An 11644-nucleotide genomic window follows, 5' to 3' on the forward strand; every position below is an offset into this window, starting at 1 on the left:
GCCGACCTACACGGTCGAGCGGGGTCGTTTCGGTGTCGGCGGAGACGGTTGTCAGCCGGCCATGTGGAGAGCGGCGCGGTAGGAGAACGTCATGGCGGTGCCGAGGGGCACACCCGGTCCCGGGTAGAACTGCCCGCTCAGGGACGCGGAGGTGTTGCCCGCGGCGTACAGCCCGTCGATCGCGGATCCGTCGGCGCGCAGCACCCGTCCGTCCACGTCGGTCACCAGACCGCCCTTGCAGCCGAGGTCCGACAGCACGATCCGGGCCGCGAAGAACGGTCCGTTCTCGATCGCGGTCAGCGCACTGTTGGCACCGCCGTTCGGCGGGCAGAAGAACGCGTCGTAGGGATCCTCGCCGCGATGGAACGACTCGTCGACGCCGGTCTTGGCGAACCCGTTGAAGGATTCGACGCTCGCACGGAGCGCTTCCGCGGGAAGTCCGGTGGCGGCAGCGAGACCCTCGATGGTGTCGGCCTGCAGCCAGGTTCCCGCGGCGAGGTGGTCGGCCGGGGCCGTGTTCGGGATGCTGATGCCCGGAAGTCCGCCGCCCTCACGGGAATCGAAGATCATCCAGGCGCCGGAGTCGGACTCGTCGTGGGCGTGCATCGCCCGGCCGAACTGGTCGTAGGGGAGGGACTCGTTGAGGAAGCGCTCACCGGCGGCGTCGACGACGATGCCGCCGCGGATGCCCACGAGGAACGCGGCGGTCCCGTCCGGCTGCGCGACGCCGGGGCAGAACCACGCCTGGTCGAGGAGCGCGGTGGCGCCGCCGGCCGCGACACCCGCCGCGATGGCGTCACCGGTGTTGGCGCCGATCGGGCCCATCGACCAGTCCGCGCGGCCCGGGGTGCCGTGTTCGGCGCGAGCGGCGTCGTTGGCCTCGATGCCGCCCGCGGCCATCAGCACGCCCCGGTTCGCCTTGATCCGGACCGTGTTCCCGTTGTGGGTCGCCACCACACCGACAACCCGCCCGTCCTCGACGACGACCTCGGTCACGTCGGTGTTCGGTCGCAGGTCGGCGTTGCCGGTGCCCGTGACGGCGGCGAGCAGTCGTCCGATCAGGGCTCGGCCGCCGATCAGGGTGCCGGGAGCGTGGCCTTTGCCGCGGCGGTCCTGGTCCAGCTCCGGGCGGACCAGGTCGGCGAGCTCACCGATGTCCGCCGGGTCGAGGTCGAGGGGGTTGATCGAACGGCCGGTGTCGAGGCGTCCCTCGGCCTTGTAGTAGTCGGGGAACGCCCGGAAGGCGAACTCGAGGTTCGGGTTCTGCTCGAGGAACGCGACGAGCGCGGGCGTGGTGTCGACGTAGGCGTCCTGACGTTCGGCCTCGGCGTCGCCGAGCAGGGCACGCAGATAGGTGCGGGCGAGTTCGGTGGAGTCGGGCAGTCTCGCCCGCTCCTGCACCTGAGTTCCGGGCAGCCAGATGGAGGCACCCGAGTACGACGAGGTGCCACCGAACAGGCCGGTCTTCTCCAACACCACCGTCCGCAGGCCGTTCGCAGCCGCCGTGTAGGCACCCGTGAGGGCGCCACCTCCAGACCCGACCACGACCACGTCGTATTCGTCAGTCCACTCCGTCATGTGTCCTCCATCGCATCGAATGTGCTGACAGGCAATCGCAGGGCGTGTAGGGAAGGCAGATGCGCTCCCACTGAGCGGAACATCGCCCCGGGCCACCGGTGCGGGTGACAGGATCTACGCTCGATGTAACCGTGGGAACGAACTGGGGGACCGACATGCCGAGACTGGCGGAGGCGCGTGACGCCGCCGAACCGAGTTCGGTCGAACAGCGCGCACGGCACGGTCGCATCCTGAAGGTCGCCGCCCAACTCGGTTCCGAGAAGGAACTCGAACGGGTCCAGATGCAGGAGGTCGCGAAGCTCGCCGGCGTCGCGATCGGCACGCTGTACCGCTACTTCCCGTCCAAGTCGCATCTGTTCGTTGCCGTCATGGTGGATCAGATCGACCGGATGGGAGCGGTGCTCGCCCGGAACCCGCGTTCGAGCGCGGCGCCGGCCGATGCCGTTCACGACGCCCTGCAGCACGCCACCCGGGCGCTGCTGCGGACCCCGCTGCTCGCGACAGCGATGATCCAGTCGAACGCGACCTCGAACGCCGCCACGATCCCCGACGTCGCGAAGATCGACCGGCACTTCGACAACCTGCTCCTGGGGGCCGCCGGGATCGATGAGCCGACGGTGCGGCAGGCGACGGTCATCCGACTGGTCGTCTCGCTGTGGTTCGGCCTGATCCAGGCCGGGCTGAACAACCGCAGTTCCATCCCGGACATCGATTCGGACCTGCGCATCGCCTGCGACCTGCTGCTCGGCGAACTCTAGGACTCTTCAGAACGTCCGGTCCCGCTCGGTGGGACATCGCCGGACACGGCTCTCCACAGAAATAGAATACGTTTCAGAAACGTAGCTGGCAGGAGAGCCAAACATGAGCAATGTCGTCATCGTCGAAGCCGCCCGGACACCGATCGGCAAGCGCCGTGGGCAGCTGTCCGGACTGCACCCCGCGGTCCTGCTCGGCGCCGCGCAGCAGGCGGTCCTCGACCGCACCGGGCTGCCCGCCGACCAGGTCGGACAGCTCGTCGGTGGCGTCGTCACCCAGGCCGGTGAGCAGTCCAACAACGTCACCCGCCAGGCCTGGCTGCACGCAGGCCTGCCCTATACGACCGCCGCGACCACCATCGACTGCGCGTGCGGCTCCTCGCAGCAAGCCGTCCACATGGTCGCCGGCCTCATCGCGTCCGGGCAGACAGACGCTGGCATCGGCTGCGGCGTCGAGGTGATGAGCCGGGTGTTCCTCGGCCAGGCCAACGCCCCCGGCACCGGCAACCCCTACCCGGACGACTGGACCATCGACATGGGTGACCAGTTCACGTCCGCCGAGCGGATCGCCGAGAAGCGCGGCATCAAGCGCGGCGACGCCGATGCGTTCGGCCTCGAATCGCAGCGCCGCGCCGCCGTCGCGTGGGCGGAAGGGCGCTTCGACCGCGAGATTGTTCCCGTGCAGGCACCCGTCGTCACCAAGGAAGGCGAGCCGACCGGCGAGATCGCCACCGTCACCCGCGACGGCGGCCTCCGCGAGACCACCGCCGAGGCCCTGGCGGGGCTGAACCCCGTGATCGAGGGCGGTATCCACACCGCGGGCAACGCGTCGCAGATCAGCGACGGCGCCGCCGCCGTGCTGCTGATGAGCGAGGAGAAGGCCCGCGAGGCCGGGCTCCGCCCGCGTGCTCGGATCGTCGCGTCCACACTCGTCGGCGCCGACCCGTACTACCACCTCGACGGCCCCATCGACTCCACCCGCGCCGTCCTCGGCCGCGCAGGCATGACCCTGGACGACATCGACCTCGTCGAGATCAACGAGGCGTTCGCGTCCGTCGCGCTGTCCTGGGCGCAGGTCCTCGGCGCCGACCTGTCGAAGGTCAACGTGAACGGCGGCGCCATCGCGCTCGGCCACCCCGTCGGCTCCACCGGCGCCCGGCTGATCACCACCGCGCTCCACGAACTCGAGCGCTCGGACCGGAGCACCGCCCTGGTCACCATGTGCGCCGGCGGCGCCCTCTCCACCGCCACCATCCTCGAACGCGTATAGGCGCCTTCGGCGCCTGTGCGCACTTTTGGTAGTTCCCGCTACCAGAAGTGCGCACAGGCGCGGAGCGCAGGAAAGGAACCCTCATGACCATCGGATTGACCGACGAGGACCGCGAACTCCGCGACTCCGTCCGCGGCTGGGCTGCCCGCCACGCCACCCCCGAGGTGATTCGGAACGCCGTCGAGGCGAAGTCCGAGACCCGACCCGAGTACTGGGCCTCCCTCGCCGAGCTCGGCGTCCTCGGCCTGCACCTGCCGGAGGAGTTCGGCGGCGCCGACTGCGGACTCCTCGAAACCGCCGTCGTTGCAGAGGAACTCGGCCGCGCGATGGTGCCCGGGCCCTTCCTCCCGACTGTCGTCGTCTCTGCCGTCCTGCACGAGGCCGGCCGCACCGCGGAGCTGTCCGGCCTCGCCGACGGCACCGTGTTCGGCGCGGTCGCGCTCCAGGCGGGTGGGTTGGCGATCACCCGCGACGGTGACAGCGCCACCCTCACCGGCACCTCCGGCGTGGCGCTCGGCGGTCACGTCGGCGACGTCTTCCTGCTTCCCGCCGACGACGCGGGCGTCACCCGGTTCGTCGTCGTCGAGCGGGACCGCCTCGAGATCACCGAACTCCCCAGCCACGACGTCGTGCGCCGCAACGCCGAGGTCACCGCCGTCGGCGTCACCCTCGCCGCGGGCGACGTCCTCGCCCTCGACGCCCAGCGCGTCATCGACATCGCCGCCACCCTGTTTGCGGCGGAGGCGTCGGGCCTCGCGGACTGGGCGACGACGACGGCCGCCGACTACGCGCGGGTGCGCCAGCAGTTCGGCCGCGTCATCGGTCAGTTCCAGGGCGTCAAGCACACGGTCGCCCGCATGCTGAGCCTGTCCGAGCAGGCCCGCGTCGCCGCTTGGGACGCGGCGCGCGCGCTGCGCGAGGACGTCGATCCCGCCGAGTCGTCGCTGGCGGCCGCGGTGGCCGGTGCGGTCGCGCTGGAGTCGGCGTTCCGGGTCACCCGCGAGTGCATTCAGGTCCTCGGCGGCATCGGGTTCACCTGGGAGCACGACGCGCACCTCTACCTGCGTCGCGCCCACTCCCTGCGAATCCTGCTGGGCTCCACCGCAACCTGGCGGCGACGCGTCGCGCAACTGACCCTCGACGGGGCACGCCGCGTCCTCAGCGTCGAGCTGCCCCCCGAGGCGGATCAGATCCGCGCCGACGTGCGGGCCGAGCTCGCCCCGGCCACCGCGCTGGACGGCGCCGACCGCACGGCGTACCTCGCCGAACACGGATACACCTCGCCGCACCTGCCCGCGCCGTGGGGCAAGGGCGCCGACGCCGTCACCCAATTGGTGATCGCCGAAGAGCTGCGCGCCGCCGAGCTGGAACCGCACGACATGATCATCGGCAACTGGGTGGTCCCCACCCTGATCGCGCACGGCAACGCCGAGCAGGTCGAGCGGTACCTCCCGCAGTCGCTGCGCGGCGACCTGGTGTGGTGCCAGCTGTTCTCGGAACCCGGTGCCGGATCCGATCTCGCCGCGCTGTCCACCAAGGCGACGAAGGTCGACGGCGGCTGGAAGCTGAACGGCCAGAAGGTGTGGACGTCGATGGCCCGCGACGCGCACTGGGGCATCTGCCTCGCCCGCACCGACGGCGACGTCGCGAAGCACAAGGGCCTGTCCTACTTCCTGATCGACGTCCGCAACTCCGAGGGCCTCGACATCCGCCCGCTGCGTGAGATCACCGGCGAGTCGCTGTTCAACGAGGTGTTCTTCGACGACGTCTTCGTCCCCGACGAGTGCCTGGTCGGCGAGCCCGGCGACGGCTGGAAGCTGGCCCGCACCACCCTCGCCAACGAGCGGGTGTCGCTGTCGCACGACTCGTCGCTCGGATCAGGCGGCGAGGCGCTGCTCACGCTCGCCGGGACGATCCCCGGTGGCCTGGACGACGAGCAGCTCACCGTCCTCGGCAAGGTGCTCTGCGACGCGCAGTCCGGCGGGCTGATGGGCCTGCGCACCACGCTGCGGTCCCTCAGTGGTGCGCAGCCGGGTGCCGAGTCGTCGATCGCGAAGCTCCTCGGCGTCGAGCATATCCAGCAGGTCTGGGAGCTCGCGATGGAATGGGCGGGCACCGCGTCCCTGCTCGGTGACCGGAAGCGCAAGTCCGCGACACAAATGTTCCTGAGTTTGCAGTCCATGTCGATCGCAGGTGGTACGACGAATGTTCAGTTGAACATCATCGGCGAGCGGATCCTCGGTCTGCCTCGCGATCCTGAACCTGGAAAGTGAGCATCACAGCATGAATCGCACCTTCGTCGTCGGCGTCGGCATGACCAAGTTCGAGAAGATCGAATCCCGGGACTGGGAGTACCCGGACATGGTCACCGAAGCCGTCGGCAAGGCTCTCGCGGACGCCGGCATCGAGTACTCGCAGGTCCAGCGCGCCGCCGCCGGCTACGTGTTCGGCGCGTCGACGGCCGGTCAGCGGGCTCTGTACGAGACCGGACTGACGGGCATCCCGATCGTCAACGTCAACAACAACTGCGCCACCGGATCCACGGCGCTGCTCATGGCCCGGGAGTGGGTGCAGGCAGGCTTCGTGGACTGCGCGCTCGCCGTCGGCTTCGAGAAGATGACGAAGACCTCGATGACCGGCACCGGCGAGATGCCGAAGGTCACCACCCTCGACGACCAGTTGAAGGTGATGGTCGGCAAGCACGGGTGGGCGAAGGGCCCGATGACGGCGCAGCTGTTCGGCAACGCCGCCGTCGAGCACATGGAGAAGTACGGCACGACCGCCGAGCAGATCGCCGCCGTCGCGGTGAAGAACCACAAGCACTCGGTGAACAACCCGTACGCCCAGTTCCAGGACGAATACACCCTGGAGCAGGTGTTGGGCGACAAGATGATCCACGCGCCGCTCACCCGGTCGCAGTGCTCCCCGACGTCGGACGGCGCGGGTGCCGCGATCGTCGTCAGCGAGAAGTTCGTCCGCGAGCACGGGCTCGAGGACCGGGCGATCGAGATCGTCGCCCAGGCGCTGACCACGGACACCACCGAGGCGTTCGCGGACAAGTCGATGATCGACGTCGTCGGCGCGCCGATGACACGCGCCGCGGCCGAGCAGGTGTTCGCGCAGTCCGGCCTCACCATCGACGACGTCGACGTGATCGAACTGCACGACTGCTTCGCGATCAACGAGATCATCACCTATGAGGGCCTCGGCCTGTGCGCCCCCGGTGAGGGCGGCAAGCTGGTCGAGTCCGGCGCCACCACCTACGCCGGGCGCTGGGTCGTCAACCCCTCCGGCGGCCTCATCTCCAAGGGTCATCCCCTCGGCGCCACCGGCCTCGCGCAGTGCGCGGAGCTGACGTGGCAGCTGCGCGGACAGGCCGATGCCCGACAGGTCGACGGGGCAACCGTTGGCCTGCAACACAACCTGGGACTCGGTGGGGCGTGCGTCGTCACGCTGTACCGGTCCGGAACCCTCTCCAAGGAGTCGTAACGACATGCCGATCGACGTGAAGGCCGCGCTGTCGGCCGCACCCACCGTCCGCGTCGCCGCGTGGACCGAACGTGACGTGATCCTGTACCACCTGGGTCTGGGTGCGGGCGTGCACTCGCTGGACCCGGCCGAACTCGGCTGGGTCTACGAGAAGGGCCTGCGGGTCCTGCCGACCTTCGCGATGGTCGCCGGGCAGGGCGTCTCGGCCGGCGCGACGGCGCCGGCCGGGATGGCCATGCCCGGCATCGACGTCGACCTGCGCAAGATCCTGCACGGCGGGCAGTTGTTGACGCTGCACGCGCCCATCCCCGCGTCGGGGACCGCGACGGTGTCGTCGCGGGTCGCCGACGTGTGGGACAAGGGCAAGGCCGCGGTGATCGTGCTGGAGCAGTCGGCGGTCGACGAGGGTGGAAATCCGTTGTGGACCAGTGCAATGCAGATCTGGGCCCGCGGTGAGGGCGGCTTCGGCGGCGACGCCGGACCGGAGGTGTCCGCGGCGGCGCCGGAGCGCGAGCCCGACAAGGTGCTGGTGTCGGCGACGTCGACGCAGCAGGCGCTCGTGTACCGGCTCAGCGGCGACCTCAACCCGCTGCACGCCGACCCCGCGTTCGCGAAGATGGCCGGGTTCGACCAGCCGATCCTGCACGGGCTCGCGTCCTACGGTGTCGTCTGCAAGGCGGTCGTCGACGGCGTACTCGACGGGGATCCCACTCGTGTGCAGTCGTTCTCGGTTCGGTTCGCCGGTTCGCTGTACCCGGGGGAGACCATCGAGACCGCTGTCTGGCGGGACGGGGACACGCTGACGCTGCTCGCCACCTGCCCCGAGCGGGACGGTCAGCCGGTGCTCACCCACGCGAGCATGGAGATCCGCTCGTGAACGACGGCAATCACCCCACCGTCCGCACCCACCCGCATCGCACGGTGCTGACGTCGGCTCCGCAGGACGCGCCGGTCGACCGTGCCACCGCCGCGGCTCGGCGGGTGATCGATGCGATGCTGCGCACCGATCGCGGCAACGCGAACCTGGACCGGGTCGCGGAGGAGCTCAACAGCATCGCCGATCACCTCGAAGAGCATGCTCCCGAGGTTGCCGAACGACTGGTCGACATGTGGAGCGGAGAGGGGGTCACCCGGCACGATCCGATCACCGGGCCGGAGAACGCCATCGCGCCCCCACTGGTGATCGAGGGACTCGACGACGGCTCGGTGCAGGGCGTCGTCGCGCTGACCCTGCCGTACCAGGGGCCGCCCGGCTGTGTGCACGGCGGCGTCTCGGCACTGATCCTTGACCACGTACTCGGTGTCGCCAACGCCTGGGGCGGCAAGGCGGGTATGACCGCGCAACTGAACACGCGGTACCACAGGCCGACCCCGCTGTTCGAGCCTCTGACGATCTCCGGCAAGCAGATCTCGGTGGACGGCCGCAAGATCCGCACGGTCGGCGACATCAAGGACGCCGCCGGCCAGGTGTGTGTCTCCGTCGAGGGCCTGTTCGTCGACGCCACGGTCCCCCGCCCCCGCTGACGGGGCACCAGGGCCGATCCACACACACCGGCTGAACGGCACTTTCACGCGGTCTGACCGCGTGAAAGTGCCGTTCAGCCGCGCAGGAGATGGAGTGAGAATGGGAAAGCTGGACGGACGGGTCGCCGTTGTCACCGGCGCCGGGATGGGCATCGGCCGCGGCGTCTCGGGTGCACTCGCGCGGGAGGGGGCGAGCGTCCTCGTCGCCGAGATCGACGAGGCGGCGGGAGCCGACACCGCGAAGTGGCTGACCGACGAGTGGGGCGTGCGGGCGAGCTTCGTGCGGACCGACGTCACCGACCGCGAGCAGGTGCACGCCATGATCGACGCCGCGACCGACGAGTTCGGCCGGCTCGACGTCCTCGTCAACAACGCGTGGCGTCCACTGGGTTACGCCCGGTTCGAGGCGACCGCGGAGGAGAACATGCGATCCGGCTTCGACATGGGCGTGATGTCGGCGTTCTGGGCGATGCAGCGCGCGTACCCCGCGCTCGCCGAGCACGGCACGGGCCGGGTGATCAACATGTGCAGCCTCAACGGCGTCAACGCACACATGTACTCGGTGTACTACAACGCAGCCAAGGAAGCCCTGCGCAGCATGACGCGCACTGCCGCTAGGGAGTGGGCGCCGAAGCAGGTGTGCTGCAACGTGATCTGCCCCGGCGCGCAGAGCGCCGCCTACAAGAGGGTTGCCGAAGCCAACCCACAGATGGCGGCGGCGCAGGAGGCCGCGAACCCGATGGGCCGGATCGGCGACCCCCTCGACGACATCGGCAGCGTCGCCGCCTTCCTCGCGAGTGACGACTCCCGTTACCTGACCGGCAACACCCTCTTCGTCGACGGAGGTGGCCACATCAACGGCGTGCAGTGGGCGCCGAACGTGGACTGACCTCGTCTGCCGAGGCCCGGCGCGGCCGGCCGGATCGGTCAGTTGCTGCCGACCGTCGCGTCCCCGGAACCGATCGTCGCGTCACCCGAGCCGACCTCGCCCGACCCCACCGTGCTGCCCCCGGCACTGCCGAGGCTCCCGGTGTCGATGCCGAGCAGGTCGAGTACCGCGGCCAGTGCGCCCGGGGTTTCGACCACGGCGCTGCCGAGGTCGAGGACGGCCGAGCCGACCTCGATGGTGCCGCCGACGAAGACCGGTTCGAAGTCGACCGACGGGTTGGTGATGTTCGGGTTGATGCAGAACCCGACCGCGACGTAGACCCCGGAGGGGATCTCGCCGAGCTCGTACGTCCGTTCCCGGGTCGCGGCGTTCGTGGTGAGCAGCGACGGACCCCACTCGAAGACAGCGGGATCGATCTCGCTGATCGGAGGCAGAGTGCCCGCGGCGATCGCGGGTAGGAGGTTGACGCCCTTGACGGGGTTGACCAGTGCGGCCGTGCACGCCGTGAGAAGGTGCGAGATACCCCTGTTCGGATCGACCAGGTCGATCGTCACGTCGTTGCCCTCGACAGTGGTGGTGATGCTCGGCGGTTCCGGCGGTGGAATCTGAGCAGATGCGGCGGGCGCGGTGATCAGGGTGAATGCGGATGCGAGGCCGAGCGCTCCGGCGAGCGCCGCGGCTGTTCTCCCCGAGCGCGTGGTCGTGCGTACCACTGGTCACCAGCCCTTCGAGTTGGTCGGCCTGTAACGGACTCTGAGGTCTGATGGTGCCCGACGTGGTCGGTCGAACGTGGGATGTGGCGTGTGACACGGCGATGATCGGCGGGTCTGCCGCGGCTCGCAGCCCTTCCGTATGGTCGACGGCGATGTTGTACGACGCGAATTCACTGGCACTGTCCGACACCCAGCAGATGTGGCTGGTCGACCGACCGATCGACATCGCGGTCTACGTGGTCATCGCGCTCGTCCTGCGGTTCGTCCTGCACCGGGCCATCGACCGCGCGACGAAGGAGCGGCCGGGAACCGAGCCACGCCTGTTGGTTCCGCTCAAGGAGCGGTTACCCGCGGGGGTGCGCGACTCGGTGGCGGCGCAGCGCCGCGCGCAGCGAGCCCGCACGATCGGCTCCGTGCTCAAGTCGGTGGTGTCCATCGCCACGCTGACGTGGTGTGTGCTGCAGATCCTGACCGTGTTCAGCGTCAACGTGGCGCCGCTGATCGCGTCGGCCGGTGTGGTCGGTGTCGCGCTCGGCTTCGGTGCGCAGAACCTGGTCCGCGACTTCCTCACCGGGATGTTCATGCTGCTGGAGGACCAGTACGGCGTCGGTGACGTCATCGATGTGGGCGAGGCGGTCGGAACGGTCGAGAGCGTCGGTCTGCGGGTGACGACGATCCGGGACGTCAACGGCACCCTCTGGTACTGCCGCAACGGTGAGATCGTGCGGGTCGGGAACATGAGCCAGGGACACGCGGTCGCGGTGGTGGACATGCCGGTGGCGCACGGGGCAGCGATCTCCCGTGCCACCGAGGTGGCGGCAGCGGCCGCCGCGGCGGCGACACAGGACGCGGCGATCGAGGACGCCGTCCTCGGCGAACCCGAGGTGCTCGGAGTGAACAGCGTGACCGCAGCGGCTGTCACACTGCGCCTGACGGTCAAGGTGAAGCCGGGCAAGCAGTGGGCGGTACAGCGGCACCTGAGCCAGGCGATCCTGACGGCGTTCGACGAGCACGGCATCGCCGCGCCCGTCGACGCCCTCCGCACCCCCGCGCAGTAGGCGCAGCGCGCCCTGCACGCGACGTCGGTGGTTCCCAACCACCAACGTCGCGCACAGGCGGCACAGCCGCATAGGGCATGTCTCCCAATCCCCTTGTCGGCGCCCCTGTCGCTCGATCGCCGCCCCGCTGCGTTGTCGTCGGCGCAGATACAACCCCGGTATCTGCTTCTCCTCCGCGCCGGAGCGGAGCCCGCGGAGCGACTCCTGGGGCTTGCCGGACGACGATTGATTCGCCAGGTGCATCCGAGAGGGATTAGGAGACACGCCCTAGTAGGACTTTGTTAGGTCTGCCACAGCTGGTGTGGGAGCTCGAGTTTCGGAGTGGTTCTCGAGACGATGACCGGGTGGATGCTGCAGCCCTGTCCGAG

Annotated in this window: 10 protein-coding genes; 8 read left to right on the forward strand and 2 right to left on the reverse strand. The window is 69.6% G+C overall.

Annotated elements, in window-relative coordinates; translation table 11 throughout:
- Positions 1-51: 51 nt before the first annotated feature.
- Positions 52-1578: an FAD-dependent oxidoreductase gene (locus ACFSJG_RS10915; RefSeq protein WP_378485225.1), complete on the reverse strand. Its 1527-nt coding sequence runs from the start codon at positions 1576-1578 to the stop codon at positions 52-54.
- A 155-nt stretch (positions 1579-1733) separates the two neighbouring features.
- Between ACFSJG_RS10915 and ACFSJG_RS10920 the strand changes: the two genes are divergently transcribed.
- The 7 genes from ACFSJG_RS10920 (at position 1734) to ACFSJG_RS10950 (ending at position 9505) form a co-directional block, all read left to right on the forward strand.
- The gene (locus ACFSJG_RS10920; protein ID WP_378485226.1) at positions 1734-2336 is read left to right on the forward strand and encodes a TetR/AcrR family transcriptional regulator; all 603 of its coding nucleotides are present in this window, start codon (positions 1734-1736) and stop codon (positions 2334-2336) included.
- A 103-nt stretch (positions 2337-2439) separates the two neighbouring features.
- On the forward strand, positions 2440-3603 hold the full coding sequence (locus ACFSJG_RS10925) for a steroid 3-ketoacyl-CoA thiolase (protein ID WP_378485227.1): 1164 nt from the start codon (positions 2440-2442) through the stop codon (positions 3601-3603).
- A gap of 83 nt (positions 3604-3686) precedes the next feature.
- Positions 3687-5876, forward strand: a complete 2190-nt coding sequence (locus ACFSJG_RS10930) for an acyl-CoA dehydrogenase (RefSeq protein WP_378485228.1) — start codon at positions 3687-3689, stop codon at positions 5874-5876.
- Positions 5877-5886: 10 nt separating this feature from the next.
- Positions 5887-7092 carry a lipid-transfer protein gene (locus ACFSJG_RS10935; protein WP_378485229.1) on the forward strand — a complete coding sequence of 402 codons (1206 nt, stop codon included), beginning with the start codon at positions 5887-5889 and terminating at the stop codon, positions 7090-7092.
- A gap of 4 nt (positions 7093-7096) precedes the next feature.
- Entirely contained in the window at positions 7097-7969 is an 873-nt protein-coding gene (locus ACFSJG_RS10940) for a MaoC/PaaZ C-terminal domain-containing protein (protein ID WP_378485230.1), read from the forward strand.
- On the forward strand, positions 7966-8616 hold the full coding sequence (locus ACFSJG_RS10945; RefSeq protein WP_378485231.1) for a PaaI family thioesterase: 651 nt from the start codon (positions 7966-7968) through the stop codon (positions 8614-8616). The genes ACFSJG_RS10940 and ACFSJG_RS10945 overlap by 4 nt, the downstream gene beginning before the upstream one ends.
- A 100-nt stretch (positions 8617-8716) precedes the next feature.
- Entirely contained in the window at positions 8717-9505 is a 789-nt protein-coding gene (locus tag ACFSJG_RS10950; RefSeq protein WP_378485232.1) for an SDR family NAD(P)-dependent oxidoreductase, read from the forward strand.
- A 38-nt stretch (positions 9506-9543) separates the two neighbouring features.
- On the opposite strand, the gene ACFSJG_RS10955 is transcribed toward ACFSJG_RS10950, so the two are convergent.
- Positions 9544-10218, reverse strand: a complete 675-nt coding sequence (locus tag ACFSJG_RS10955) for a hypothetical protein (RefSeq protein ID WP_378485233.1) — start codon at positions 10216-10218, stop codon at positions 9544-9546.
- Positions 10219-10370: 152 nt separating this feature from the next.
- Between ACFSJG_RS10955 and ACFSJG_RS10960 the strand changes: the two genes are divergently transcribed.
- Positions 10371-11276: a mechanosensitive ion channel family protein gene (locus ACFSJG_RS10960; protein ID WP_378485234.1), complete on the forward strand. Its 906-nt coding sequence runs from the start codon at positions 10371-10373 to the stop codon at positions 11274-11276.
- The last annotated feature ends 368 nt before the right edge of the window (positions 11277-11644 follow it).

The organism is Rhodococcus gannanensis (assembly GCF_042681175.1).
Lineage (GTDB): Bacteria > Actinomycetota > Actinomycetes > Mycobacteriales > Mycobacteriaceae > Rhodococcus_G > Rhodococcus_G gannanensis.